26 protein-coding genes, 3 tRNA genes and 1 pseudogene are annotated in these 24,229 nt (G+C 49.9%); 17 read left to right on the forward strand and 13 right to left on the reverse strand.

The window, feature by feature from the left end:
* Positions 1–246: 246 nt before the first annotated feature.
* Positions 247–356, forward strand: a pseudogene (locus DYC63_RS13765) (IS30 family transposase); the annotation flags it as partial.
* Positions 357–361: 5 nt separating this feature from the next.
* Here DYC63_RS13765 and DYC63_RS06525 read toward each other — a convergent pair.
* The 7 genes from DYC63_RS06525 to DYC63_RS06555 all read right to left on the reverse strand — a co-directional run bounded on the left by DYC63_RS06525 (position 362) and on the right by DYC63_RS06555 (position 6,931).
* The gene (locus tag DYC63_RS06525; protein WP_115218487.1) at positions 362–1,873 is read right to left on the reverse strand and encodes an AbgT family transporter; all 1,512 of its coding nucleotides are present in this window, start codon (positions 1,871–1,873) and stop codon (positions 362–364) included.
* A gap of 1 nt (position 1,874) precedes the next feature.
* Complete coding sequence (locus tag DYC63_RS06530) at positions 1,875–3,035, reverse strand: M20 metallopeptidase family protein (RefSeq protein ID WP_115218488.1); 1,161 nt, start codon at positions 3,033–3,035, stop codon at positions 1,875–1,877.
* Between the two features lie 175 nt (positions 3,036–3,210).
* Entirely contained in the window at positions 3,211–3,903 is a 693-nt protein-coding gene (locus tag DYC63_RS06535) for a tetratricopeptide repeat protein (RefSeq protein ID WP_172459448.1), read from the reverse strand.
* A 29-nt stretch (positions 3,904–3,932) separates the two neighbouring features.
* Entirely contained in the window at positions 3,933–4,355 is a 423-nt protein-coding gene (gene fur / locus DYC63_RS06540; protein ID WP_115218490.1) for a ferric iron uptake transcriptional regulator, read from the reverse strand.
* Positions 4,356–4,429: 74 nt separating this feature from the next.
* Complete coding sequence (gene rpoH / locus DYC63_RS06545) at positions 4,430–5,311, reverse strand: RNA polymerase sigma factor RpoH (protein WP_218564568.1); 882 nt, start codon at positions 5,309–5,311, stop codon at positions 4,430–4,432.
* 20 nt (positions 5,312–5,331) lie between these two features.
* A complete protein-coding gene (ftsY, locus tag DYC63_RS06550) occupies positions 5,332–6,519 on the reverse strand; it encodes a signal recognition particle-docking protein FtsY (protein WP_115218491.1) in 1,188 nt (395 codons plus the stop codon).
* 49 nt (positions 6,520–6,568) lie between these two features.
* The gene (locus DYC63_RS06555; RefSeq protein WP_115218492.1) at positions 6,569–6,931 is read right to left on the reverse strand and encodes a dihydroneopterin aldolase; all 363 of its coding nucleotides are present in this window, start codon (positions 6,929–6,931) and stop codon (positions 6,569–6,571) included.
* A gap of 117 nt (positions 6,932–7,048) precedes the next feature.
* Between DYC63_RS06555 and plsY the strand changes: the two genes are divergently transcribed.
* Genes plsY through DYC63_RS06570 form a run of 3 tightly spaced genes read left to right on the forward strand, consistent with a single transcriptional unit; the run spans position 7,049 to position 8,629 of the window.
* On the forward strand, positions 7,049–7,663 hold the full coding sequence (gene plsY, locus DYC63_RS06560) for a glycerol-3-phosphate 1-O-acyltransferase PlsY (protein WP_115218493.1): 615 nt from the start codon (positions 7,049–7,051) through the stop codon (positions 7,661–7,663).
* Between the two features lie 2 nt (positions 7,664–7,665).
* On the forward strand, positions 7,666–8,049 hold the full coding sequence (gene gloA2, locus DYC63_RS06565) for an SMU1112c/YaeR family gloxylase I-like metalloprotein (RefSeq protein WP_115218494.1): 384 nt from the start codon (positions 7,666–7,668) through the stop codon (positions 8,047–8,049).
* Positions 8,036–8,629, forward strand: a complete 594-nt coding sequence (locus DYC63_RS06570) for a DNA-3-methyladenine glycosylase I (RefSeq protein ID WP_115218495.1) — start codon at positions 8,036–8,038, stop codon at positions 8,627–8,629. The genes gloA2 and DYC63_RS06570 overlap by 14 nt, the downstream gene beginning before the upstream one ends.
* A gap of 222 nt (positions 8,630–8,851) precedes the next feature.
* Here the strand turns inward: DYC63_RS06570 and glmS are convergent, their stop codons facing one another.
* Complete coding sequence (gene glmS, locus DYC63_RS06575) at positions 8,852–10,669, reverse strand: glutamine--fructose-6-phosphate transaminase (isomerizing) (protein WP_115218496.1); 1,818 nt, start codon at positions 10,667–10,669, stop codon at positions 8,852–8,854.
* Positions 10,670–10,807: 138 nt separating this feature from the next.
* On the opposite strand from glmS, the gene DYC63_RS06580 reads away from it, so the two are divergent.
* From DYC63_RS06580 to DYC63_RS06640, 13 genes are all read left to right on the forward strand, one after another.
* A complete protein-coding gene (locus tag DYC63_RS06580) occupies positions 10,808–11,287 on the forward strand; it encodes an FxsA family protein (protein ID WP_218564569.1) in 480 nt (159 codons plus the stop codon).
* 2 nt (positions 11,288–11,289) lie between these two features.
* Positions 11,290–12,741, forward strand: a complete 1,452-nt coding sequence (locus tag DYC63_RS06585) for a nicotinate phosphoribosyltransferase (protein ID WP_115218498.1) — start codon at positions 11,290–11,292, stop codon at positions 12,739–12,741.
* A complete protein-coding gene (gene nadE, locus DYC63_RS06590; RefSeq protein ID WP_115218499.1) occupies positions 12,738–13,493 on the forward strand; it encodes an NAD(+) synthase in 756 nt (251 codons plus the stop codon). Before DYC63_RS06585 ends, nadE begins: the two co-directional genes overlap by 4 nt.
* A gap of 35 nt (positions 13,494–13,528) precedes the next feature.
* Entirely contained in the window at positions 13,529–14,671 is a 1,143-nt protein-coding gene (locus DYC63_RS06595; RefSeq protein ID WP_115218500.1) for a D-alanyl-D-alanine carboxypeptidase family protein, read from the forward strand.
* Entirely contained in the window at positions 14,664–14,951 is a 288-nt protein-coding gene (locus DYC63_RS06600) for a YbeD family protein (protein WP_115218501.1), read from the forward strand. Before DYC63_RS06595 ends, DYC63_RS06600 begins: the two co-directional genes overlap by 8 nt.
* The gene (lipB, locus tag DYC63_RS06605; protein WP_115218502.1) at positions 14,951–15,583 is read left to right on the forward strand and encodes a lipoyl(octanoyl) transferase LipB; all 633 of its coding nucleotides are present in this window, start codon (positions 14,951–14,953) and stop codon (positions 15,581–15,583) included. The genes DYC63_RS06600 and lipB overlap by 1 nt, the downstream gene beginning before the upstream one ends.
* A gap of 55 nt (positions 15,584–15,638) precedes the next feature.
* Positions 15,639–17,084: a glutamate--tRNA ligase gene (gene gltX / locus DYC63_RS06610; RefSeq protein ID WP_115218503.1), complete on the forward strand. Its 1,446-nt coding sequence runs from the start codon at positions 15,639–15,641 to the stop codon at positions 17,082–17,084.
* A 39-nt stretch (positions 17,085–17,123) separates the two neighbouring features.
* A tRNA-Ala gene (locus DYC63_RS06615) sits at positions 17,124–17,199 on the forward strand.
* Positions 17,200–17,210: 11 nt separating this feature from the next.
* A tRNA-Glu gene (locus DYC63_RS06620) sits at positions 17,211–17,285 on the forward strand.
* Positions 17,286–17,320: 35 nt separating this feature from the next.
* Positions 17,321–17,396, forward strand: a tRNA-Glu gene (locus tag DYC63_RS06625).
* 331 nt (positions 17,397–17,727) lie between these two features.
* Positions 17,728–19,422 (forward strand): BCCT family transporter, encoded by a 1,695-nt coding sequence (locus tag DYC63_RS06630; RefSeq protein WP_342769726.1) that lies wholly within the window; start codon positions 17,728–17,730, stop codon positions 19,420–19,422.
* Positions 19,423–19,480: 58 nt separating this feature from the next.
* Entirely contained in the window at positions 19,481–20,020 is a 540-nt protein-coding gene (locus DYC63_RS06635) for a cytochrome b (RefSeq protein ID WP_218564571.1), read from the forward strand.
* Between the two features lie 8 nt (positions 20,021–20,028).
* Positions 20,029–20,523, forward strand: coding sequence for a ricin-type beta-trefoil lectin domain protein (locus tag DYC63_RS06640; protein ID WP_218564572.1), 495 nt, complete (start codon positions 20,029–20,031; stop codon positions 20,521–20,523).
* 475 nt (positions 20,524–20,998) lie between these two features.
* Here the strand turns inward: DYC63_RS06640 and zapE are convergent, their stop codons facing one another.
* From zapE to DYC63_RS06665, 5 genes are all read right to left on the reverse strand, one after another.
* The gene (zapE, locus tag DYC63_RS06645; protein WP_115218506.1) at positions 20,999–22,117 is read right to left on the reverse strand and encodes a cell division protein ZapE; all 1,119 of its coding nucleotides are present in this window, start codon (positions 22,115–22,117) and stop codon (positions 20,999–21,001) included.
* On the reverse strand, positions 22,083–22,775 hold the full coding sequence (locus DYC63_RS06650; protein ID WP_245888064.1) for a SanA/YdcF family protein: 693 nt from the start codon (positions 22,773–22,775) through the stop codon (positions 22,083–22,085). The genes zapE and DYC63_RS06650 overlap by 35 nt, the downstream gene beginning before the upstream one ends.
* Entirely contained in the window at positions 22,772–23,191 is a 420-nt protein-coding gene (locus tag DYC63_RS06655; RefSeq protein WP_115218508.1) for a hypothetical protein, read from the reverse strand. Before DYC63_RS06655 ends, DYC63_RS06650 begins: the two co-directional genes overlap by 4 nt.
* Positions 23,192–23,213: 22 nt before the next feature.
* Entirely contained in the window at positions 23,214–23,891 is a 678-nt protein-coding gene (locus DYC63_RS06660; RefSeq protein ID WP_115218509.1) for an HI_0552 family protein, read from the reverse strand.
* A gap of 77 nt (positions 23,892–23,968) precedes the next feature.
* Positions 23,969–24,166: a hypothetical protein gene (locus tag DYC63_RS06665; protein ID WP_115218510.1), complete on the reverse strand. Its 198-nt coding sequence runs from the start codon at positions 24,164–24,166 to the stop codon at positions 23,969–23,971.
* Positions 24,167–24,229 lie beyond the last annotated feature (63 nt).

Genomic DNA, 24,229 nt, shown 5'->3' on the forward strand with positions numbered 1-24,229 from the left:
TTTGCGGTGCTTCTGTGTTTTTCGGTAGAAGATGCGCTTAATTCTGCATTTTTATGATGAAATTAGTGTTTTTGATGTGAAAAAATAGTAGAAATGATTTCTTGAAAAAATTGTTATCCGTTAAATAAAAAAAAATTACCACATGGACAAAATATTAAATTTTTCCTTTTCACGGATTTTGACTTGCTTTTAGGAAAATTTATGTACAAAGAAAAAGCGCCGTAAAGCGCTTTTTCTTAGCGTTTCTATAGTCGGAGAAGTGAAAAAGTAGTACAAGGCGGCGAGCCGCAGACAGTACAGATAGTACGGCAAGGCGAGCCAACGCCGTAATACTTTTTCAATTCTTCGACTATAGTCATGATTAGGCGGAAGACGTCATCATATACACGCCCGGTCCAATCGGCAGTCCGATCAATAGCCACAGCAGCAGAAATGCCGTCCAACAGATCAGGAAGCCGATAGAGATCGGCAGCATGGTCGCCATAAGCGTGCCGATGCCCAAATCGGGGCGGTAGCGCTGCATATTGGCAAGACAGACTGCAAAATAAGGGCTCATCGGCGAGATGATGTTGGTTACGGAGTCGCCGATACGGAACATGGCTTGCACGAATGCCGCTTCAAATCCAATCATCATCAACATCGGCACGAAGATCGGCGACATGAGCGACCATTGTGCAGAGCCGCTGGTCATGAAGATATTGAGCGCGGCGGTCATGATGATAAAGGTAACGACAAGAGGCAGACCGGTAAAGCCGGTATGTTCCAAGAAGATAGAACCTGAGACAGCGATGACTTCGCCCAAGCCTGTCCAGCGGAAATAGGCGATAAATTGCGAGATGACAAAAAACAGCGTGAGAGTGGGTGCCATTTCGCGCACGGCTTCGGTCATTTTTGCCGGAATATCGCGCATGGTTTTCAAAGTGCCGGCGACGCGTCCGTAAGTGATGCCTACGGTGATGAAGAATAGGAATATCACGGGTACAAGGGATTTTAAAAACGGCGAGGGCAATAAGCCGCCGTTCTCATTGCGCAAAGGGGAATTCTGCGGCAAAAGTATTAAGGCAAAGACGGCGATAAAGGCAAGCGCGGCATAGCCGGTCATTTTGAGCGCTTTTTGCTCTTGGGCGCTGACTTCTCGCATATCGGGTTTCTGCACCAGTGATTCGTCAATGCTGATGGTGCGCTTGAGGCGCGGCTCGATGACTTTATCGATCAGAATCGTGCCGACAATGGCAAGCAGCGGCACGGATGCGGCAGTGAAATAGTAATTGTCCAAAGGTGTGATTTCCGCTTGCGGATTAATTAGTTGCGCGGCGCTTGTGCTTAGTCCCGCCAAAGTAACATCCGTACCGGTAACAAAGAGGCTGATGTCAAAGCCTGCGCCGGCTGCGCCGTAAGCTGCTGCCGCACCTGCCAAGGGATGTCTGCCGAGAGAGTGGTAAATCATTGCCACCAAGGGAATGAGAATGAGGTAGTTGGCATCGGAGGCGATGCTGCCGCTGATGCCGACAATGAAGACGACAAATGTCAGCATAGAAGGCGGCGCTTTGGCAACGGTGTAATGGATTAAATTGCCGATCATGCCGACTTTATCCGCCAGTCCAATCCCGAACATGACGACAATAATCAGCCCTAAAGGCGGGAAATTGATGAAGTTGCTCACCATTGAGCCAAGCACGTATTCTAATCCCGCGCCGGAGAGAAGATTTTTAACGCCGACAACTGCCTGCGTTTTCGGATTCGTTGCCGTTACTCCTATCAAGGACATGATGCAGGAAACGACAGCAACGATGATGGCTAACCATAAAAAGAGAAAGAAAGGATGCGGCAGTTTATTGCCGATACGCTCCAAGCCATTGAGAAATTTCTGCATCTTAAGCTCCTTTACCGCAGTAGTCTTCGACAATACCCACAAATGCCGCAGCGGCGGTGGGCAAAATGGCATCATTAAAATCGTAGCGATGATTATGCAAATAAGCGCTGTCTATCCCATTGCCGACAAAGAAAAAACAGCCCGGACGCTCTTGCAGGTAATAGGCAAAATCTTCCGCCCCCATGGTCGGCATATAATCGATTTGCTGCACATCGGCTTGCGGCAGGATTGCTTGAATCGCCCGCAAAGCACGCTCGGTTTCCTCGCGATGATTTTCCAGCGGCGGAATGTGATGAATATGCTCCAGCCTGAATTCGGCTTCAAAAGGCGCGCAAACGCCGGCAATCAAAGCCTCGAGTTTACCGACTAATTGCCGGTGGCTTTCCGCGCTGTCGCTGCGGATATTGATGATGATTTTGGCAGTCTCGGGAATGATATTGTCGGCATTGCCCGCCTCAAAACCCGTAACGCTGATGACGCCGGCTTTTAAAGGCGATTTGGCTCTTGAAACAATGCCTTGCAATTGCATAATGACGGCTGCACCTAGATAAATCGGATCAACCGCCAAATGCGGCATAGCGGAATGCCCCGAACGACCTTGCAAGGTTAAATAAAAAGTATCGTTGCCGCCCATTGTTGAACCGGCTTTGGCGAAAATCGCGCCGGTTTTATAACCGGGGCGGTTGTGATAGCCGAAAACCGCATCCACGCGCGGATTTTCCAAGACACCGGCTTTAACCATTTTTTCCGCCCCATTACCGCCTTCTTCGGCAGGTTGGAAAATTAGCTTAATCACGCCGGATAATTGCGCTTTGCGGCGCATAATTTCCGTAGCGGCGAGTAATAAAGTGGCGGTATGTCCGTCATGTCCGCAGGCGTGCATTTTGCCGCTGTATTCAGAGCGATAGGGCAGATCATTGGCTTCTTCAATCGGCAGCGCGTCCATATCGGCACGCAAAGCAATCACGGCTCCGGCACGCCCTGTGTCTAATGTTGCCAGCACACCGGTGCCGGCAACACCGGTTTTCACTTCATAGCCTAAGGCGCTCAAGCGTTGGGCGACCAGCGCCGCCGTGCCGTGTTCCTCGTATTGCAATTCGGGGTGCTGATGGATGTAGTGCCGATCAGCGGCGGCTTGTTGAATGGCTTCGGTATCAAACATATGCTCTCCTCTTTTTTTCATAAAAGCCGACATCGAATAGATGTCGGCGCAAAAATAGCTTGAGTTTCTAGCGATGTAAAGCTAAAAATTCAGCAAAGGAGAATATCTTTATTAATTATTGCAATAAGAAATTGTTTTTTGCTCAATATCAAGGCGCAGAAAAAATACTTGCCGTTTATTGCAAATCAGCCAATGCCTTCTTGGCGGCTTCATGCCCTTGCGCGGCGGCAAGGCTTAGCCATTGCTGCGCTTTTGCCGCCTGATAGGCAATGCTGCCTTTTTTGCCGTACAGCATGCCGAGGCGGTATTGCGCCGCCGTATAGCTTTGCTCGGCCGCCATCAGATAGTAGCGTTCGGCAAGTCCGATATCGCTTAAGCCGACCACGCCATGTTCATAAAGCACGCCGAGGTTGTATTGCGCTTCTGCCAGCCCCGCATTGGCGGCGAGTTTCAGCCATGCAATCGCCTGCACTTCATTTTGCGCCACTGCATTTTCACCGCGCAAATAGCCCATGCCGAGTTCGTATTGGGCGCGCATATCGCCTTTGACCGCCGCTTGCTGCAGGGCATCGGCAGCCGCCGTTTTTTCGCCGAGACGATAATGCAACACATAGCGCTCATAATGCGCGGCAGCATCATCAGCCAAAGCCGAGAGGCGTTCTGCTATGATGCTGTCGATACCATCGGCATTTACGTCGCCGATGGACATTTTATTCCATTCGGCTTGGGCAAAAATGTCGCTGCCGAGCAGCGGCGCTTCGCTTAGCTCTGCAGCGGCAAAACCGTAAGCGAATAAAAAGCTGAATAAGAGAGGGCGGAAAAAGGTTTTGTTCATAGATAGGCGCTGATTAACATATCGGATGTTCATTAAAAAAACCGCCGTAGCGGTTTTAAGCATTATTTGTCTTTATCCGCACCGTTATAGATTCCGTATAGCACCAAACTGTGATCTTCTAAAGTAAAGCCATGTTCGGCGGCAATTTCTTTTTGGCGTTTGGCAATGACTTCATCATAAAATTCCACGACTTTGCCTGTTTTCACGCAAATCAGATGGTCATGATGGTCGCCGTTGTCTATTTCAAATACGCTGTGGCTTCCTTCAAAATTATGGCGTTTTAAAATGCCCGCCTGCTCAAATTGAGTCAATACGCGATAAATGGTTGCCAAACCAATGTCTTCATCGGCTTTAAGCAGGATTTTATATACGTCTTCCGCGGAAAGATGCACATCGTTGGACGAGGTTTCTCTTTCCATGATTTCCAAAATTTTCATCCGCGGGCCTGTGACTTTCAATCCGGCGCGTTTGATTTGCTGACTCATGTGTAAACTCCTTTATTTAACGTAGGTTGTCTCAGAACCTCTATTATGCGGCTATTCATTTTTTCCGCAAGTGTTTAGGCGCTGATGCTTGTCTTTAATTCTGCCAAAGCTTGTTGTTCAATCTGGCGAATCCGCTCGGCAGAGACTTGGTATTTGTCCGCCAAACTTTGCAGGGTGGCTTTGTCTTCATTCAACCAGCGGGTTTCCACGATTTCACGGCTGCGCGCATCGAGCTTGTTTAAGCCCAGATGTAGGCGGCGGTGCATCAAATGGGTTTGTTCTTCGCGTTCGGTGCTGCGCGCGGGGTCAATATTCTCATCAACTAGCCAAGCGGAAGGGGCAAAGCTGTCTTCTTCGTCGTTATCGAGCGGGTCAAAGGCAATATCCTGACCTTGCAGGCGGCTTTCCATTTCATAGACGTCTTTAATGCTGACGTCCAATTCGTCGGCAATGGCTTGCGCTTCGTTTTCATTCAGCCAATTGGTGGATTTCTTCATGCTGCGCAGATTGAAGAATAATTTGCGCTGCGCTTTGGTGGTGGCAATTTTCATCATGCGGAAATTGCGAATCACGTACTCATGGATTTCCGATTTAATCCAATGCACGGCAAAAGAAATCAGGCGCACACCGCGTTGCGGCTCGAATCGTTTGACGGCTTTCATCAAGCCGATATTGCCTTCTTGGATTAAATCGCCCAGCGGCAAACCGTAGCCTAAAAAACCGCGCGCAATATGCACGACAAATTTCAAATGATGCACGATTAGGACTTGCGCGGCTTCCAAAGATTGGTGTTTTTGCAATTGCTCCGCCAATTCGCGTTCTTGCTCGGCTTCTAAGACGGGAATTTGACGCACTTTGGCGATGTAGAGGTCAATATCGCTGCTTGGGGTCAGCCAAAACGAAGGCGCAGCAACGGGTAATTGAGAATTCTGCATAGAAATAGCAGTTGCTGTCATGGTCTTTCCTTCAATAAATTTTACTCGTTGTATAGTAGCACATTCACAAAATCACGCACGTTAAAAGGACGTAAATCGTCCGCTTTTTCCCCGACGCCGATAAAGCGTATCGGCAGGCGCAGTTGGTGGCTGATGGCAAATAAAATGCCGCCCTTCGCCGTGCCGTCCAGTTTGCTGACGATCAAGCCGTCCAGCCCCACGACTTCATGGAAATGCTTGGCTTGGCGCAGCGCGTTTTGCCCGTTGCCCGCATCGATGACCAATAAGGTCTGCTGCGGTACGGCGGGATCGAGTTTTTGCAGCACTCTTTTGATTTTTTTGAGTTCTTCCATTAAATGGTCTTGAGTGTGTAAACGTCCCGCAGTGTCGATAATCAGCACATCGGCGCCGCGCGCCTGCGCTGATTGCAGGGCATCGTAGGCCACAGAGGCGGAGTCGGCGCCGGTTTTTTGTGCAATCACCGGCACTTGATTGCGTTCCCCCCAGGTTTGCAGCTGCTCCACCGCGGCAGCGCGGAAGGTGTCGCCCGCCGCCAGCATGACTTTTTTGCCTTCGCTTTTAAAGCGGTGCGCCAATTTACCAATGGTAGTGGTTTTGCCCGCGCCGTTAATCCCGACCATGAGAATGACATAAGGTTTGGCACCGTCCGTATCCAAGGCTTGCTCATAGGGCTTGAGTAAATCGCACATATGCTCGGCAACGCGCTGCTGCACGGCGGCGACATCTTGCAATTGATTGCGCTCTAATTGCGCGCTGACATCATCAATGATTTGCATGGTGACTTCCATGCCGACATCGGCGCTCAGCAATTGCATTTCCAAATCTTCAATCAGGTCTTTGTCCAGCGTTTTCTTACCTAAGAATAAATCGGTAAATCCGCTGCGGGTTTTGCTCAATCCTGCTTTCAGGCGGGCAAAATAGCCTTGTTTTTCTGTCGCCGCATTATCCGTATCACTGCTGATAATGGCTTCGCTTGCCGGTGGAGTGTCAGGTATTGCGCTCTCAATCGGCGCTTCAAGATAAGTATTACTCTCTGTTTCGACGGCGGTTTCCGCTTGCTGAAGCGCTTCTTCGGTAGGAGCATCAGAAGCCTCCGCCGCGGGCGATGCTTCATCAGTTTGCGGCGCGACTTCTGCCTGCTCAAGCTCAGGCGTCTCTTCCGCCGCATTGTGTTCTTCTTTGCCTTTTTTAAACCAATTAAAAATCATGTATTTTCCTTCTTTGATGGATATGCCGCATTTGGCTATGCAGTATAGCTTATGCTTCGCGGCTGCGGCGCATTTTTAGCCCGACTTCGCGCGTGGCGGCAATCGCCCCCGGTTTTTGCAGGGTGATGGTAATGGCCTGCGCCGGCGGAAATTGGCCGAATAATTCTTCCAATAAGGCGGCGGCAAAGACTTCCAATAAGCCGAACGCGCTGTCGCGGGCAAATGCGCATACGCAATCCGCTACCGCCGCATAATTAATCGCATGACTAATATCGTCGCTTTCAATTGACTGACTGAAATCGGTTTCCATTTCCAAGCTGATAATCAGGCTTTGCGGCTGAACTTGCTCATGCGGCAAAATGCCGATAATCGTGCTGGTTTTAATATTGTGTAGATAAATGATGTCTTTCATCTTAAATGTCCTTGCGGGTAGATACGCGCTTTTCTCTGCCCTTTGTCTGAAAACATAGCCATTAACGCGGAATTTGTGTCAAGATAGACGGACAATTTTAGCCTAGAAGGAGAAATTATGCAGATTATTGCCGTCATTGCCGCCGCTGTGGCGGGCTATTTAAGCGGTTCTTTAAGCAGCGCCGTGATTGTATGTCGCATGATGGGGCTGCCCGATCCGCGCTCTCAAGGCTCGGGCAATCCCGGCGCCACAAATGTGATGCGCATCGGCGGTAAAAAAGCCGCTGCCATTACTTTGGCAGGCGATTTGCTCAAAGGCCTGATTCCCGTGCTGATACTCAAAATGCTTTTCCCCGCGCATGACCATCTATGGATTGCGGCAGGCTTAGGCGCATTTTTCGGGCATCTGTACCCGATATTCTTTGCCTTTCAAGGCGGCAAAGGCGTGGCGACCGCCGTCGGCGTACTGTTGGCTTGGCATTGGCCTGTCGCCCTGATTTGCATCGTGATTTGGCTGGGTATTTTTCTCTTGACGCGCGTCTCCTCCCTATCCGCCCTCATCGCCTCTTTCTGCGCGCCTTGGCTGGCATTTTTCTGGATTGCCGATAAACAATTGCCGATGGCAATTCTGGCGATGGTCGCCGTCTTGATTTACCGACATCGCGAAAACATCCGCCGCTTAGCCAAAGGCGAGGAAAGCGCCTTTAAAAAACGTCGAGATAACAAGGAATAAATATGCGACTTCATCACGTGGCTTTGATTGCCGGCGATTATGAGCTTAGTAAGACTTTTTATACGCAAATCCTAGGTTTAAAGATTTTGGCGGAGCATTACCGCGCCGAACGCGATTCTTGGAAATGCGATTTAGCCGCCCCTGACGGACATTATCTTTTAGAGCTGTTTTCCTTTCCCAATCCGCCGCCGCGCCCGAATGCGCCGGAAGCCTGCGGTCTGCGACATTTGGCTTTTGCCGTGTCCGATACGCAAACAATGCGGCAAGACTTATTAAATAAAGGCGTAGATTGCGAAACAATCCGCATCGATCCTTATACGCAGCGCAAGTTTTTCTTTATTAAAGACCCCGATGCTTTGCCGGTGGAATTTTATGAATGCCCTTGAGTTGCATCCCTGTCCTTGGGCGGCAAAAGAAGATTTCTATCTGGATTATCACGATAATGAATGGGGCATTCCCTGCTATGACAGCCGGCATTTGTTTGCCATGCTGTGCTTGGAAGGCGCGCAGGCAGGTTTGAGTTGGCGGACGATTCTGCTGCGCCGCCCTGCCTATTACGCCGCTTTTGATGATTTCGACCCTGAAAAAATGGCGGCATACGATGATGCCAAATGCGCCGCATTGCTCGAAAACAGCGGCATTATCCGCAATAAACTCAAAATTAAAGCCTTTATCAGCAATGCCCAAGCCTATCTGCGTATTAGTGAGCGGCAGACATTTGCCGATTATCTGTGGCAGATGGTCGGCGGCAATCCGCATATCCATTATTTTCAGAACTTAAGAGAAATTCCCACGCAAAACAGCCTTTCCGAAGCAATGAGTAAGCAATTGAAAAAAGACGGCTTTCGCTTTGTCGGCCCGACGATTTGCTATGCCTTTATGCAGTCTATGGGCATGGTAAACGACCATTTGACCACTTGCTACTGCCATCCTATGTATCAATCCCTTGAGAATATAGTACCTTAACTTCAAAATGAGACTTAGAGATACACATTTTGTCAGGAGAAGCACTTAGAATAATCTTCATTTTGAAGTTAAGAGACTATACATAGCATTTCCTATTAAAACAGCAAGCCGATGAAATTGCGATGCTACGCGATATGTTGGCTTTTTTGAAAAAAGAAGCCGAAGCAGATTAAAATCAGATGGAATAAAAGGGGGCTTTGAACAGCCCTTTTTTTATTGCTTTTATTCTACCGTAACCGATTTTGCCAAATTGCGCGGCTGATCCACGTCCGTGCCTTTGAGTAGGGCGACGTGATAGGCGAGCAGTTGCAAGGGAATGACGGCGGCAATACTGGCGCTGAGGTCATTGAGTTCGCCCAAGCAGATGATTTGCGCTTCGGGGAAGGGAGCGGTATTGCAGCGCGAGTCGGCAAGCAGAATGATTTTACCGCCGCGTGCCTGCACTTCTTGCAGATTGCTGAGGACTTTTTCTTCGACGCGGTCGTGTTTGACGAGGGCGACAACTGGCATATGTTCGTCAACAAGGGCGAGCGGTCCGTGTTTGAGTTCGCCTGCCGGATAGGCTTCGGCGTGAATATAGGTCAGTTCTTTGAGTTTTAATGCACCTTCGGCGGCAATGGCACTCATTTCTCCGCGGCCGAGGAAGAGACAGCCGTGGCGGTGCTCGATGAGTTTGGCGGCGGCGGCGATTTGCGGTTCTAGGGCGAGGATGTCTTGCAATTGGCGCGGCAGTTGTTCCAAAGCGCTTAAATCGGGTTCTTGTCCGCTTTGTAAGGCGAGGATGAGGGCATTGACGAGGTGCAAGACGGTAATTTGAGTAACGAATGCCTTGGTGGAGGCGACGCCGATTTCGCGCCCTGCACGGGTCAGGAGGTTAAAGTTTGCGGCTCTGGTCAGTGCGCTTTCCGGCACATTGCAGATGGCGAGAAAGTCTAAATATTTGCCGCTGTTTTTGGCTTTTTCCAATGCGGCGAGGGTGTCGGCGGTTTCGCCCGATTGCGAGAGACTGAGAAATAGGGTGTTTTCGGGCACGGCGACGTCGCGGTAGAGGTATTCGCTGGCATATTCGACGTGGGTGGCGATGCCGCTTTCTTCAAAGCGGTATTTCATGACTAATCCCGCATGGTAACTGGTGCCGCAGGCGATGATGTGCAGTTGGCGGGTGCGTTTGAGGACGTCTAAGAGTTCGGGGCGGAAAGAGGCAAGCTGCAATTTGCCGTGGGCAAGGCGGCCTTCAAGGGTGTCGGCAATGGCGGTGGGTTGTTCAAAGATTTCTTTTTGCATGAAATGTTTGTATTCGCCTTTGCCGCTGATGTCGTTGCTTTGGTCGCTTTCTACGATGTCTCGCGTAACCAATTGGTCTTGCGCGTCATAGATGCGGTATTCGCCGCGCATAATCACTGCCAAATCGCTTTCTTTCATATAGATAAAGCGGCGTGTAACCGGCAGCAGGGCAAAAATATCGGAGGCGATGAAGTGTTCGCCGATACCGATGCCGATGACCATCGGCGAGCCGTGGCGTATGGCGACGATTTCATCGGGTTTGTCTGCTGCCATGACCGCAATCGCATAAGCGCCACGCAGTCGGACGAGGCTTTGGCGGACGGCTTGCTGCAAATTGCCGCTGTCGCGGTAATGGTGATGAATGAGATGAGCGATGGTTTCGGTGTCGGTTTCGGAACTGAATACATAGCCTAGGTCGCTGAGTTCCGCGCGAATTTCCTGATAGTTTTCAATGATGCCGTTGTGCACAAGCGCTATGCTATCGCTGCTCATATGCGGGTGGGCATTGGCTTCGCTGGGCACGCCGTGCGTTGCCCAGCGGGTGTGGGCGATGCCGCTTTGTCCTTGTACGGCATTCGCTTGCGCTTTGCTGACCAAGCTCGCCACTTTGCCCACGGCACGCGTACGCACAATGGCATCGCCATTATTGACCGCCAGCCCTGCGGAGTCATAGCCGCGGTATTCCAAGCGTTTCAGCCCTTCCAATAAAATCGGCACGACATTTCTTTCTGCCACGCCGGCGACGATTCCGCACATAAGTTTTTCCTTAATATCAAATAAAAGGGCGTTAATATAGGCAGGGCTTTAGGGCTTGTCAAACATGGCGTTTTGTTCAGAGAGCTTGATTTCTCTTATTTTGTAACCATTCCTTTTATTCTCAACAAGGAGATGATGATGCCTTTATTATTGTTTTTTGCGATTTGGTTGGTATTGGAACTGATGGTGCTGTCGGCGGTAGTCGATGTGTTCAGCGTCTTGGGGACGCTGGCTTTGGTAATTACTTCCGTGCTGGCAGGTATAGCGATTTTGCGCGGCGAGCAAATCAGGTTTTTGCTGAAAATGCAGCAGGTGCAGCCTTTACATCAAGGCGATGGCGGCGGTATTTACCGCGTATTGGCAGGGGTCTTGCTGATTTTCCCCGGTTTTATCAGCGATATTTTGGCATTGTGTCTGTTTTTTGCGCCGCTGCGCCGCTTATTAGGACTGGGGCTGTTGCGCGCATTTAAGCCTGAGCGCGTGGTGCGCGGTTTCGGGTTTAAAGTGAAACCCGATGTTAGCTATGAATATGACGGCGAAGTGCAGGCGCATCGTGCCGACGGCAGCGTGATTGAGGCGGAAATTATTGATTCTTCTACGCCGCGCAAGAGAGATTAGCCGTGCAAGCGCATCAATCTTTATTATTAGACTATTACGAGCTGACGATGGCGAATGCCTATTTCACCCAAGGGCGGGCGCAGGAATGGGCGGTCTTTGATTACTATTTCCGCCGCGTACCTGATAACGGCGGCTTTGCGATTTTTGCCGGTCTAGAAACGGTTTTGGATTATGTGCGCGAGCTGTCTTTTAGCGCTGAACAGATAGATTTTCTGCGGCAAAAAGGCGGATTTGACGAAGGTTTTTTGCAATATTTGCGCGATTTCCGTTTTGGCGGCGAGATTTACGCCTTTACCGAAGGCTCGGTGGTTTTCCCCAATGAACCGCTGCTCAGCGTGCGCGCGCCTTTGATTGATTGTCAGATTTTAGAAACCTTCCTTTTGCTGACGCTCAATCATCAATCCTTGATTGCGACCAAGGCGGCGCGGATTTGCGCCCAAGCACAGGGGCGCAAGGTGTTTGAGTTCGGCTCGCGCCGCGCACATGGCGCAGATGCGGCTTTATACGGTGCGCGTGCCGCTTATATCGGCGGCGTGGCGGCAAGCGCCAATACGCAGGCGGAAGTGGTCTTCGGTGTGCCGGCGGTCGGCACGATGGCGCATGCTTTCGTGCAGAGTTTTGCCGATGAATACAGCGCTTTTGCCGCCTATGCCCAGACTTATCCCGATCATACGGTATTGCTGATAGATACTTATGATGTGCTGCGCAGCGGCTTACCCAATGCCATTCGCCTGCAGCAGGAAGTATTGCAGCCTTTGGGCAAGCGGCTTAAAGGCATTCGTATCGACAGCGGCGATTTGACGTATTTAAGCCGCCGTTGCCGCGAACTGCTGGACGCTGCCGGCATGCAGGACTGCGAGATTATGGTGTCTAATGGTTTGGATGAATTCATTATTAAAGATTTGATTCAGCAGGGCGCGGCGATTGACGGTTTCGGCGTGGGCGAGCGCCTGATTACCGCGCGCAGCGAACCGGTGTTCGGCGGCGTGTATAAAATCGTTTCCTTAGAAAAAGCCGGCAAAGCCGAGCCGAAAATCAAAATCAGCGAAAACTTGATTAAAACCACGACCCCCGCCTTTAAACAGGTTTGGCGTTTATATAATCAGGCGCAGATGGCGATTGCGGACGTGGTGAGTTTGCGCGAAGAAACCATAGACGGCAGTCAGCCTTATACCTTATTCGATCCGCAAGCGCCGTGGAAACGCAAAACCGTGCAGGATTTTCATGCCAAACCTTGTCTGCAATTGGTGTGGCAGGACGGCAAAGCCGTGCAAAAACGCCCGACTTTGGCAGAAATCCGCGCCTATGTGCAAAGCGAATTGAATACTTTGTGGTGTGAAGTCAAGCGTTTGGAAAATCCGCATGGTTATTATGTGGATTTGTCGCAGCCGCTGTGGAATTTAAAACAGGATATGTTGGATGGAATTGCCAAAGAAATGGAGGCGGGACGATGAATTGGCTGAAATATGCGGATTATGTCTGCGAATGGTTGGAAGAGCAGCGGCGCGAACTCTATGCCATGGACGGCTATGTCTTGGGCTTGAGCGGCGGTGTGGATTCGGCGGTCTGCGCTTATTTGCTGGCGCGCATTGACGCACCGAAGCATATTTACATGTTGCCGGCGGCGGTCAGCAGTGCGGCGGATTTGGCGGATGCGCAGGCGGTTTTAGACGGAGCCGGCTTAAGCGGCGAGACGATTTCGATTGCGCCGATGTATGAGGCGGTGATGGGGCAAATCGGCGCCGCTTTATCGCCCAATCCCGATCGGCAGCAAGTCTTGCATGGCAATTTGATGGCGCGTTTGCGTATGGTCTGTCTTTATACCTTGGCGCAGAGCCATCGCGCGATTGTCTTAGGTACGGATAATCTGGCGGAAAGCTATACCGGCTATTTCACCAAATTCGGCGACGGCGCGGCAGACGTATTGCCGTTGGCGCGTTTGCGCAAAGAGCAGGTATTTGCCTTGGGTGCGGCTTTGGGCGTACCGGAACAAGTGCTGAGCAAAGCGCCCAGCGCGGGTTTGTGGAAAGGACAGACGGATGAGGGCGAATTGGGTTTCAGCTATGCCGATTTAGACCGCTTTCTGCGCGGTGAAAGCGTATCGGCGGCGACGCAAGAGAGGATTGCTTTTTGGCACGATCGTTCGCGGCACAAGCGGATCTTGCCGCCGCAGCCCGTCGCGCCTGAAGAAATCGATGCGCTATGATAGACTGCGCCTTTTATTTGCGCCCAAAGGATAAAATGAAAGCTGTCGTACAAAAATTCCTATTATTGATTTGGTTGCCGTTTTTGCTGTGGCAGCCGCTTTTCGCACAGCAAGCGGCGATTGATGATTTGGTTTCCGGCTATGTGCTGATGGATGCCGAAAGCGGACAGATTTTGCGCGAACGCAATGCCGATCAAGCCTTGCCGCCTGCCAGCATTACCAAATTGATGACCGCCTATTTGACTTTCCAAGCCCTGCAAAGCGGCAAAATCACGCTGGAAGACAAGGTCAGTATCAGTCAGCAAGCCTATAAGCAGGAAGGCTCGCGCATGTTTGTGGAGATTAATTCGCAGGTGGCGGTGGGCGATTTGATTCAAGGCATGATTGTGCAATCGGGCAATGATGCCAGCGTGGCTTTGGCGGAATATCTCGGCGGCTCGGTGGAAGGTTTTGCACAGATGATGAATCAGGCGGCGGCGCAATTGGGCATGAAAAATACCCATTTCGTCAATCCTACCGGCATGCCCGACGAGGCGCATTACAGCAGCGCGCGCGATATTGCCCTGTTGGCGCGGGCGATTATCATGCAATTCCCCGAATATTATCATTACTACAGTCAGAAAGAATTTGTATGGAATAAAATCAAGCAGCAAAATCGCAACCGTTTATTGTGGCGCAATGCCAATGTTGACGGGCTGAAAACCGGCTATACCGATGCGGCGGGCTTTTGCTTGGTAGCTTCGGAAAAGCGCGGCGAGGCGCGTATGATTAGCGTGGTATTGGGCGCGAGAAAAGAAGAGCATCGCTATGAGGCTTCTTTGCAATTGCTCAATAGCGGTTTTGCTCTGTTTAGCCGCATTAGTCCCGTGCAGGCAGGGCAGGTCTTAAGCCAAGCGCAGGTGTTTAAAGGCGAGACGGACAGCGTCAATATCGCGGCGCAGCAAACACTTAATCTGCTTGTGCCGAATGAGGCGAAAAACAGCTTGACCGCGACTTTGAATATCAACGGCACGCTGGTTGCCCCGATTGCCAAAGGGCAGGTTTTGGGCGATATCCGTATCGCGGCGGGCGGACAAGTCTATGCGACCGTGCCGGCGGTGGCGGCGGAAGCGGTGGCGGAAGCCGGCTTTTTCAAACGTACTTGGCATGGTTTAAAAATGTGGTGGAATAATGACTAATACAGACAATCAAACGGCAGGCGAAGAAACCTTAATCGAGTTTCCCGCCCGCTTTCCCATTAAAATTACAGGCAAAAATACCCCTGAATTTCAGGCGGAGATTTTAGACATCGTCAATCGCCTTATTCCCGAGCAAGACCGTTTGGGTATGAAAGAACAAGCCAGCAAAAACGGCAATTATCTGGCGATCAGCCTGACGGCGATGTTTTATGATAAAGCCGCCATCGATGCGGTTTATCAGGCTTTGAGCGATTCGCCGCATGTGATTATGGCATTATGATGCAGGTGCAAGGCTTGCCGGTCGTTTCTCTCGGGTTGCGCGATTATCGCGAGATTTGGCAGGCGATGCTGGATTACACCCAAAAGCGCTGCCGCAGCCCCGAAGATGATGTTCTATGGCTGGTGCAGCATCCGCCGATTTTTACGCAGGGCTTGGCGGGCAAAGCCGAGCATTTGCTGGCAACCGGCGATATTCCCGTCGTACATATCGACCGCGGCGGACAAGTTACCTATCACGGGCCGGGGCAGGCGGTGATTTATTTATTGCTGGATATCAAAAGCGCCGATATCGGCATTCGTCCCTTAGTCAGCATGATTGAGCAAACGACGATTGACAGCTTAAAGCCTTACGGCATTCAGGCCGCCGCGCGTGCCGACGCCCCCGGCGTTTATGTCGCAGACGGGCGCAAAATCGCTTCTTTAGGTTTAAAAGTCAGTCGCGGCTGTACCTATCACGGCGTGGCGGTGAATGTAGATATGGATTTATCACCCTTTACCCGCATCAATCCCTGCGGCTTGCAGGGCATGAAAATGGCGCAAATCCGCGAATGGGCGGCGGTAGAAACGGAAGATTTTTCACAGCAATGGGCGGCGCACTTTGTCCGACATTGGTTTGCGGCGCAAGCCGGATGAGCTTATTGGAAAATGCGCGTAAAATACGCGTCAACAATTAAAGAAAGGAAATATTGTGGTTATTACACGTTTTGCGCCCAGTCCGACGGGCGATTTGCATATCGGCGGTGTGCGCACCGCTTTATTCTCATGGCTGCATGCGCGTCAGCATCAAGGCGTATTCCGTCTGCGAATTGAAGACACCGACCGCGAACGCTCAACCGAAGCCTCTACTCAAGTTATTCTAGACGGCATGCGCTGGCTGGGGCTTAATGCCGACGGCGACATTGTTCGCCAAAGCCAACGATTTGATTTGTATAACCAAGTCATTGAAGACATGATAGCCAAAGGCTTGGCGTATTATTGCTGGTGCAGTCCCGAAGAGCTGGAAGCTATGCGCGAAGCACAGAAAGCACGCGGCGAAAAACCGCGCTATAACGGCAAATACCGCAACGGCGGAGAACCTGTTGCCGGTGTGCAGCCGGTCGTGCGTTTTAAAAATCCTTTAGACGGTTCGGTCAGTTGGGACGACCAAGTGCGCGGAAAAATCACGATTCAAAATAATGAATTGGACGATTTTATTATCCGCCGCAGCGACGGCACGCCCACCTATAATTTCTGCGTCGTCATCGATGATGCCGAGCAGCAAGTCAGCATGGTCATTCGTGGCGAAGACCATATCAGCAACACGCCGCGCCAAATCAACCTTTATCAGGCATTGGGCTATGCCGTACCGACCTTTGCTCATGTACCGATGATTCTCGGCGACGACGGACAGCGTTTGTCGAAACGCCACGGCGCAACCAATGTTTTGGATTATCGAAGCGAAGGCTATTTGCCTGAAGCCATTATTAATTATCTCGTGCGTTTGGGCTGGTCGCATGGCGATCAGGAAATCTTCTCGCTAGAAGAATTGATGCAATATTTCCGCATCAATCAAGTCAATAGCGCGCCATCCGCCTTTAATACCGAAAAATTGCGTTGGCTGAACCAGCACTATCTGCAACAGGCCGACAGCGCGCGTCTGCAAGCCCTGTTGCCGGATTATCTGCAGGCGCAGGGCTATGATTTGGCAGCGCATACCTTAGCCGCCGCCATTCCGCATTATTTGGAGCGTGCCAAAACCTTGAAAGAAATGGCGGAACATATGTGCTGGATAGCAGTTGATCCGCAGGAATACCCGATGGAAGCACAGAAAAAAGCCTTTAAGGACGAGCAGACCGGCGAGCGTTTGACGTATTTGGCGGAAAAATTAGCGGCATTAGGCGATTTTGACGAACACAGCGTGCATACTGCGATTGAAGAAACGGTCGCGCATTTCGATATCGGCTTCGGCAAAATCGGACAGCCGGCGCGTCTTGCGCTGACAGGCGGCGCACCCTCGCCGGATTTAGCCGTCAGTTTCGTCTTGGCGGGCAAAGAGGCGGCCGTGCGGCGTTTACAAGCGGCAGTTGATTATTTAAAAAAATCAAAGTATAAGCAAATTTCTTGGACGCAAAGTGGAAAAAAGATTGACACCTGATTGTCCTCTGCTAAAATGCGCCCCTCACTCACACAGTGAGGGGCTATAGCTCAGCTGGGAGAGCGCTTGCATGGCATGCAAGAGGTCAGCGGTTCGATCCCGCTTAGCTCCACCAATTTATGTTGCGTCCCCTTCGTCTAGTGGTTAGGACATCGCCCTTTCACGGCGGTAACAGGGGTTCGAACCCCCTAGGGGACGCCATTTTCTTGCTGTGTTTGTATGACTAATTTCAATTAGTCCCCTTCGTCTAGTGGCCTAGGACATCGCCCTTTCACGGCGGTAACAGGGGTTCGAACCCCCTAGGGGACGCCATCTTTTCTGAAAAATAGGAAGCTGCGTTTATCTAAATCAGCAGACAAATATTTCTGAAATTTCTCTTAACTATAGGAAACTTATCAGAATATCGAATGATCATCTTGGCAATAGTATCTAATTTTGTTAATCATATTTTTCGTTACTCTGGTATCAATTTCTACATATGGAAAAGATTTTGTTATAAGGAGTTAATGTGTCTGATACTAAGGAATTTAATTCATTCGTTTTGCAGGAATCGACAAAACATTCCAATGTTTATCGTCATTTAGGGACTTTTGATTCGGATAAGAATTTTCATCAGCGCGTAACGCAGGCAAGTAATGTAAAAATTGATAAATTTACCTTTATCGGCGTACTAGTGATTTTGCTGAGCGTAACGCTGCCTTTGATTTTTTTTCCGGAGCAGGGGGCGTATTGGGTCGGGCAGACCAAGCAGTTCGTAACCAATAAATTAGGCGGTATTTATTTGTTTTTTGGCGTATTGTCAGTTGTTTTTGTGACTTATATCGCTTTTTCGGATATCGGCAATATCAAATTGGGCAAGCCGGAAGACGAGATTGAATTTAAAACCAGCTCTTGGGCGGCGATGATGTTTTGCGGCGGCATCGGCGCCAGTATTCTGTATTGGGGAATTTTGGAATGGATCTACTATTACCAAGGACCGCCTTTCGGCATTGAGCCGCAGTCGGCACAAGCGATTCGCTGGGCAAGCACTTACGGCATGTTCCATTGGGGGCCTGTGGCTTGGGCGATTTATTTGGTGCCGGCAGTATCGATTGCGTATTTCGCGCATGTGCGCAATTCGCCGATTTTAAAAGTCAGCCAAAGTTTGATGCCTTTATTGGGCGAGCGTTTTGCCAAAAGCAATTGGGGACGTTTAATTGACGTATTTTTTGTTTTCGGCATGATCGGCGGCGGTGCCACGAGTTTAGGCTTGGCATCGCCGATGATTACCGACGGTTTGCATGTTTTGTTCGGTACGCCGCGCAATATCACAATGCAGTTGGGCGTATTGCTTATTACTACGATGATTTTCGCCTATTCGGCTTATCAAGGTTTGCGCGGAGGCATTCAATTTTTATCCAATATCAATTTTTATCTGGCATTAGGCTTTTTGCTCTTTGTGCTGATTTGCGGGCCGACCGTATTTATTTTGAACACGGGTTTGGAAGCTTTGGGGCGTTCGATTTCAAATATCGTTACGATGATGACTTGGACGGAGGCTTTCGGCGAATTTAATCAGCATGGTTTCAAACGCACGGGTTTCCCGCAGGATTGGACGGTATTCTATTGGGCTTGGTGGTTGGTATTTGCTCCGACTATCGGTTTGTTTATCGCTAAAATCTCAAAAGGTCGCACCATTCGCCAGATGGCGATAGGTTCTATGTTTTTCGGTTCATTGGGCTGCGCGGTATTTTTCATCGTATTGGGTAATTACGGCTTGTATATGCAGTTATCCGGCACTTTGGATGTCTTGAATACCTTAGAAACACAGGGCGCAACGGCGACGATTTTCGCGATTTTGCATACTTTGCCGATGGCGAAAGTCGTGATTGCGGTCTTTACGGTATTGGCGATTATTTTTACCGCCACGACTTTTGACAGCATTTCCTATATTTTGGCTTCCGTCGTGCAGCATGAAGTAGATGAGGAGCCGATGCGTTGGAATCGTTTGTTTTGGGCCTTTACCTTGTGTTTAATGCCGGCTACGCTGATGTTTATCGGCGATTTGAATACATTGCAAACCGCTTCTATTTTTGCCGGTGCACCTTTGATTGTTATCATGAGCTTGATTATGTTCTCCACCATTAAGGCGGCGAAATACGATTTGCACTATCAGCCGGATTATTCTTTGAAAACGATTTATATTGAAGAAGTACCGGAAAATGCGCCTTGGGAGCAGGGCGAAACTTCTATAGCGCCGGAAGGTTCCGTTTTGGCGCAGCAGGTCATTTATGAAGAAATGCGCCAACAGCAACAGGAAGAAACCTTGCCGAATAATAATGCAGAGCAGGAAAAATAAAGATATGCCGCGAAGCAGTCGCTGATGCGGCTGCTTTTTTAATATTAATTAAGAAATCATGATGCAATCTGACAATTTACACCGCTACGGCACGATTAGCCGTGTTTTACATTGGCTCATGGCTTTGGGCTTTGGCTTTATGCTGTTTATTTCACTTTCTTTGACCTTTGCCGGAGAAGCGGAATGGACGAACGGTTTTCGCAATTATCATAAAATCATGGGTTATTTCCTGATGATATTGGTGATTGTCCGTGTTTTATGGGCTTTGTTTAACAGCGGCAAGCGTCCGTCGGCGCACAGTACGGCGGCGCATTTAGGGCATTTGGCTTTATATGCGGTGATGATTGCGGTGCCGCTTGTGGGCTTATTGCGTCAATACGGCGCGGCACGCGGTGCTTTGACAATCGGCGATATAACACTGCTACCGGCTGCGCCTGAGCGTGTTGATTGGTTGGTTAAATTAGGCAGCCAATGGCATAATTTATTAGCTTGGACTCTATTTGCCTTAGCCACCGGTCATATTGTGATGGTGATCGTGCATCGCATTAAGGGTGACGATGTGTTGCCGCGTATGCTGGGTAATAAAGCGCGACATTAAGCATGATGATGAAAAAACTTGTGTTGACATGTGCGACGGCTTTGTCTGTAACGGCATGTGTGGTGACTGAGGGAATACCGGCGATTATGGTAGAAAATGACAGACCTGCTTATTCGCCGGTGATTATTGTGAAATCCGATTCGCTTTCTCGTGAGGAGGGGCGCGTCAAAATGTTTCGCGTGAATGGTCAATGTTTGGATATTCACGGCGATAATGATCGGTATTTAATTCGCCATAGCTGTCATGGCAAATCAAATCAATTGTTTCAATGGCATTCGGATCAAACATTGCGCCACAATGGACGCTGTTTGGATATTAAAGGCAATGATAGCCGCGCGGGAACGGATATTATTTTATATGAGTGCACAGGGCGGGCTAATCAAAAATGGTATCGAGACGGCAGACGTATTCGCAGTTCGATGAATGGATTGTGTTTAGATGCCGGCGAGCCCTATATTAAGATGCAAACCTGTCAAAACACTGCCGCGCAGTATTTTGATTGATGTTTGTCGATTACATGCACATATATAGTCTCTTCAAATTAAAATGATACGCCTTAAGACAACATATTGAAATATTTTTCAATATGTTGAAAATTTTTATTGTCTCATTTTAATCTGAAGAAACTATAGTACCTTAAGGTCAAAATGAGATTGAGAGATGCGCATTTCATCAGGAGGAACGCCTGAAATATAGTTAATTCATGGCAAACTTGATTATTTTTCAATCGGTAGGTTGGATACTTGTATCCGATATTACTTAAAATATAAATTTGTCGGATTCAAGAATTCGACCTACTTCTTTATAAATTATTAGCTTAGATATTTATACCCAATACAATTTGTTATGGCGTGTGTCAGTCCGGTATAAATGCCTAAGCTAAGGTTAAAAATATAATGTTCGTCTTTGTTATGAACTGACTATAATCTCATTTTGATGCTAAGAGACGAAAAAAGCCGCTTTTGCGGCTTTTTTCGTTTAAGGCAGATGCGCTTCCCGCCAATAGGCTTCGCTTTGCATTTCAAAGAGGCGGCTTTGCAGGCGTTCGTATTCAAAGCGCATTTTTTTGCCTTGATAGAGTCGGCTGATGTCGTCGGCGGTGGTCAGCAGTAATTTGACGCGGCGATCGTAGAATTCGTCAATCAGCAGCAGGAAGCGGCGTGCGGCATCTTCTAGGTATTCGTCCATTATCGGTACGCCGACGATGCCCACATAGGCGAAATGTTTGGCGATTTCGATGTAGTCTTTTTGCGAGTAGTTACCTTGGCAGAGTTGGGCAAAGTCAAAGACGATGCTGTCTTTATTGCACCAATAAAGCGGAATTTCGCGGCTGCCGACTTGGAAATGCGCTTCGTTTTTGGCGGGGGCATGTCCCGTGAGTTCGCTGAGATCGTCTATCAGGGCTTGGCGTTGGCTCGGGCTGTCTGCTTGGCGGAAGATGTTTTGCATGGAGAAATGGCGGCGGCGGAAGTCTTCGCCGTCCGGTACATGATGCACGATCAGATGCTCTTCTATCCATGCGATGGCGGGTAGGAAGCGCTCGCGCTGGAGTCCGTTTTTGTATAAATCGGCGGGGGCGATGTTGGAGGTGGTGATGATGGTGATGCCTTGCGCGTGCATGGCGCTTAGCAGGCGGTCGAGAATCATGGCGTGGGTGATATCGGAGACGAAAAATTCGTCTAGGCAGAGTACGTCGATTTCTTTTGCCATCTCCGCTACGATGTGTTGAATCGGGTTTTGCATTTGCGAGCATCGGTTCAATGCTTCGTTGATTTCTAGCATGAAGCGGTGGAAATGGCGGCGGCGTTTGCGTGCGGTGGGCAGGGCTTGCATGAAGAGGTCCATGAGGAAGGTTTTGCCGCGTCCGACGCCGCCCCAGCAGTAGAGTCCTTGAATCCACGGTTTTTGCGCTGCGGTGTTTTTTTTGCCGAACAGTCGAGCGAAAAAGCCGCCGTTTTTGCTTGGCGGTGCTTCTTGGGATTGTGTCGTCAGTTCGTCGATGATGCGCTGCATGTGGGCGATGACGGCGAGTTGTGCTGCGTCGCTGCTGAAGGCTTTGTCGCTAATGGCTTTTTGGTAGAGTGTTGTCAGATTCATGGGAATTTTGGTTTGGGAAGGGAATGGGCTCGCCGTAGATGCGGGCTTCTTTGTTCAAGATAAAGAGATCGAGCAGGGCTTTAAAGCGCGCACCGATTTCGCGGATGCGGGTTTTGCTGCTGTTTTTAAAACTCACCGGGTCGCGGGCATTAAAGGCAATGACTTGATGTCCGCTGTGGCGGGCAAGGAAAACGGCGCGGGCATTGTGAAAGGGTTGCGAGATGATGGTGTAGCGGGTGTTGCCGAAGATTTTTTCCGCGCGCAGAATGCTGTCGAGGGTGCGAAGTCCCGCATAATCGGGCTGAATGCGGTCGGCGGGTATGCCGGCGGCGATAAGGTCGCGGCGCATTTCGGCGGGCTCGTTGTAGTATTTGTTCGGGTTGGCACCGCTGACGATGAAATAATCGGCTTTGCCTGCCTGCCATAATTGGGCGGCGGCTTGAATGCGAGTGTTATAAAACAGATTGATGCGGTTCTGTCCTACGTATTTGGCGGTGCCGAGTACGACGGCAAGGCGGTTGTGCGGGATGTGGCGGCTGTCGTCATACAGGAAGGGGCGGCTGCTGTAGTCTATCCAATAATAGGCAAAGCCGAGCAGGGCTATGCCGCTAAGGCATAAAAAGAGTAGGCTGTACATCAAGCGGTGCCTCCATGTCATTTGGGTCTCCAAGGGGAGGCGGGGCGGGGAATGGCAAGACCGCGTTTGAGATAGTTGATGCCGCGCATGAAGCGGCGTATCCACCACACAAAGGGAAAGAATGCGGGAAAGACGTAGAGGAATCCGCCGACAATGAGATTGCCTTGGCTGAAGAAACTTTGCTGATAATTCCAGTAGATGATGCCGACGGCGGCAAGGATAAAGCCGGTGTAGTACAGACAGCCGAAGAGGATGTAATCGGCATGGCTGGCTATATGGCTGTCTTTGAATTTGGGGCGCTGTACGAGGGTCAGGATAAAGGCGGCGATGATGGTAAAGTAAGACAGGAATATGCCTAAAAAGCATAAGCTGTAGGCGTCGTGGATGCTTTTGTAGGTCGGATTGTTGAAATAAGTTTCTTGTTCGTAGTGTTGCATGGTCTGTCCTTTTGTGAAGGGCTTAGTCTAGCGCATTTGTTCGGATTTTGCCTGCCTCTATGGGCTGATGGGCTATTTCGTAGAGAGGAAGCAGGGCACGGATGTGTTCGGCAAGCCATTGGCTGCTGTCGTATGCACCGAGTTCGGAGGCATTGAGCTGTTTGCCGATGATGTAGTAATGCGGCGCGACAAGCAGAGGCAGAGGATTGGGATGTTCGGCAAGGGTTTTATAATCGGCGTATTCGCTGTCGCTGTCTTGCCAGAGTTCGAAATCGGCGTATTGTCTGCGTAAATCGGCGGACTGATTGAGTGCGGCTGCCCATTGTTGGTAGTAGTCAAGAGGATAAGCGGAACGGTCGGCGCGGTAGGCATGCCAATCCAAACTCAGGCTTAAGCGGCGGCGGTTGAGGATAATCGATAAGATGCTAGCAGAAGATTGGTATTGCCGGTATTTGAAGAAGGCGAAGAAATGTGCGCGAAGCTGCCAGCCGTTGCTCCAGCGTTCGATATGGGCGGGGGCGAAATCCTCGCCAAGCAGGTCGGCGGTTTGCCAGATAATCTGCCGCCATTGATTCCATGCCTGTTTATAGGCGGCTTTGAGCGGTTCAATCTCATCAGGGGCGTATTTGCGCAGTTGGCTGAATTGAAAAAAGGGCAGTTCAAATAGGGTGCAATCCTGAGGTTTGAGGGTGGCGGTCATGGCTTTCCTAAGCAAAGCCTTTATTGTACGTCATAAAAAAAGCCGGTGCGAACACCGGCTTGATATAGGCTTTAGGCTTATTTGCTTAAGCTGACGCCTGTTCCGCTGACGGCGCTGATAAAGCCATCAGCATCGAAAGCTTCTCCATGGGTTACGACAACATTGTCGTTATTGATGTTTACCCATTTTACGTCTGCAACGGCCGAACCGGCTTCTTTTACTTTGTCGCTGTTTTCTGCGGTGATACCTGTTGCTTTGAATAGAGTTTGTAGCATTTTCTGTTTCCTTTTCAAGTGTTAAAAAATATCTTGCGATGCCGTGGATTATATCCTAGAGCC

Source organism: Suttonella indologenes, assembly GCF_900460215.1.
Taxonomy (GTDB): domain Bacteria; phylum Pseudomonadota; class Gammaproteobacteria; order Cardiobacteriales; family Cardiobacteriaceae; genus Suttonella; species Suttonella indologenes.

What these genes read in the sequence shown, in the direction of transcription:
- DYC63_RS06525 (WP_115218487.1), bottom strand. Translation starts at nt 1,873, where the DNA reads ATGCAGAAATTTCTCAATGGCTTGGAGCGTATCGGCAATAAACTGCCG.
- DYC63_RS06530 (WP_115218488.1), bottom strand. Translation starts at nt 3,035, where the DNA reads ATGTTTGATACCGAAGCCATTCAACAAGCCGCCGCTGATCGGCACTAC.
- DYC63_RS06535 (WP_172459448.1), bottom strand. Translation starts at nt 3,903, where the DNA reads ATGAACATCCGATATGTTAATCAGCGCCTATCTATGAACAAAACCTTT.
- fur (WP_115218490.1), bottom strand. Translation starts at nt 4,355, where the DNA reads ATGAGTCAGCAAATCAAACGCGCCGGATTGAAAGTCACAGGCCCGCGG.
- rpoH (WP_218564568.1), bottom strand. Translation starts at nt 5,311, where the DNA reads ATGACAGCAACTGCTATTTCTATGCAGAATTCTCAATTACCCGTTGCT.
- ftsY (WP_115218491.1), bottom strand. Translation starts at nt 6,519, where the DNA reads ATGATTTTTAATTGGTTTAAAAAAGGCAAAGAAGAACACAATGCGGCG.
- DYC63_RS06555 (WP_115218492.1), bottom strand. Translation starts at nt 6,931, where the DNA reads ATGAAAGACATCATTTATCTACACAATATTAAAACCAGCACGATTATC.
- plsY (WP_115218493.1), top strand. Translation starts at nt 7,049, where the DNA reads ATGCAGATTATTGCCGTCATTGCCGCCGCTGTGGCGGGCTATTTAAGC.
- gloA2 (WP_115218494.1), top strand. Translation starts at nt 7,666, where the DNA reads ATGCGACTTCATCACGTGGCTTTGATTGCCGGCGATTATGAGCTTAGT.
- DYC63_RS06570 (WP_115218495.1), top strand. Translation starts at nt 8,036, where the DNA reads ATGAATGCCCTTGAGTTGCATCCCTGTCCTTGGGCGGCAAAAGAAGAT.
- glmS (WP_115218496.1), bottom strand. Translation starts at nt 10,669, where the DNA reads ATGTGCGGAATCGTCGCCGGCGTGGCAGAAAGAAATGTCGTGCCGATT.
- DYC63_RS06580 (WP_218564569.1), top strand. Translation starts at nt 10,808, where the DNA reads ATGCCTTTATTATTGTTTTTTGCGATTTGGTTGGTATTGGAACTGATG.
- nadE (WP_115218499.1), top strand. Translation starts at nt 12,738, where the DNA reads ATGAATTGGCTGAAATATGCGGATTATGTCTGCGAATGGTTGGAAGAG.
- DYC63_RS06595 (WP_115218500.1), top strand. Translation starts at nt 13,529, where the DNA reads ATGAAAGCTGTCGTACAAAAATTCCTATTATTGATTTGGTTGCCGTTT.
- DYC63_RS06600 (WP_115218501.1), top strand. Translation starts at nt 14,664, where the DNA reads ATGACTAATACAGACAATCAAACGGCAGGCGAAGAAACCTTAATCGAG.
- lipB (WP_115218502.1), top strand. Translation starts at nt 14,951, where the DNA reads ATGCAGGTGCAAGGCTTGCCGGTCGTTTCTCTCGGGTTGCGCGATTAT.
- DYC63_RS06635 (WP_218564571.1), top strand. Translation starts at nt 19,481, where the DNA reads ATGATGCAATCTGACAATTTACACCGCTACGGCACGATTAGCCGTGTT.
- DYC63_RS06640 (WP_218564572.1), top strand. Translation starts at nt 20,029, where the DNA reads ATGAAAAAACTTGTGTTGACATGTGCGACGGCTTTGTCTGTAACGGCA.
- zapE (WP_115218506.1), bottom strand. Translation starts at nt 22,117, where the DNA reads ATGAATCTGACAACACTCTACCAAAAAGCCATTAGCGACAAAGCCTTC.
- DYC63_RS06650 (WP_245888064.1), bottom strand. Translation starts at nt 22,775, where the DNA reads ATGACATGGAGGCACCGCTTGATGTACAGCCTACTCTTTTTATGCCTT.
- DYC63_RS06655 (WP_115218508.1), bottom strand. Translation starts at nt 23,191, where the DNA reads ATGCAACACTACGAACAAGAAACTTATTTCAACAATCCGACCTACAAA.
- DYC63_RS06660 (WP_115218509.1), bottom strand. Translation starts at nt 23,891, where the DNA reads ATGACCGCCACCCTCAAACCTCAGGATTGCACCCTATTTGAACTGCCC.
- DYC63_RS06665 (WP_115218510.1), bottom strand. Translation starts at nt 24,166, where the DNA reads ATGCTACAAACTCTATTCAAAGCAACAGGTATCACCGCAGAAAACAGC.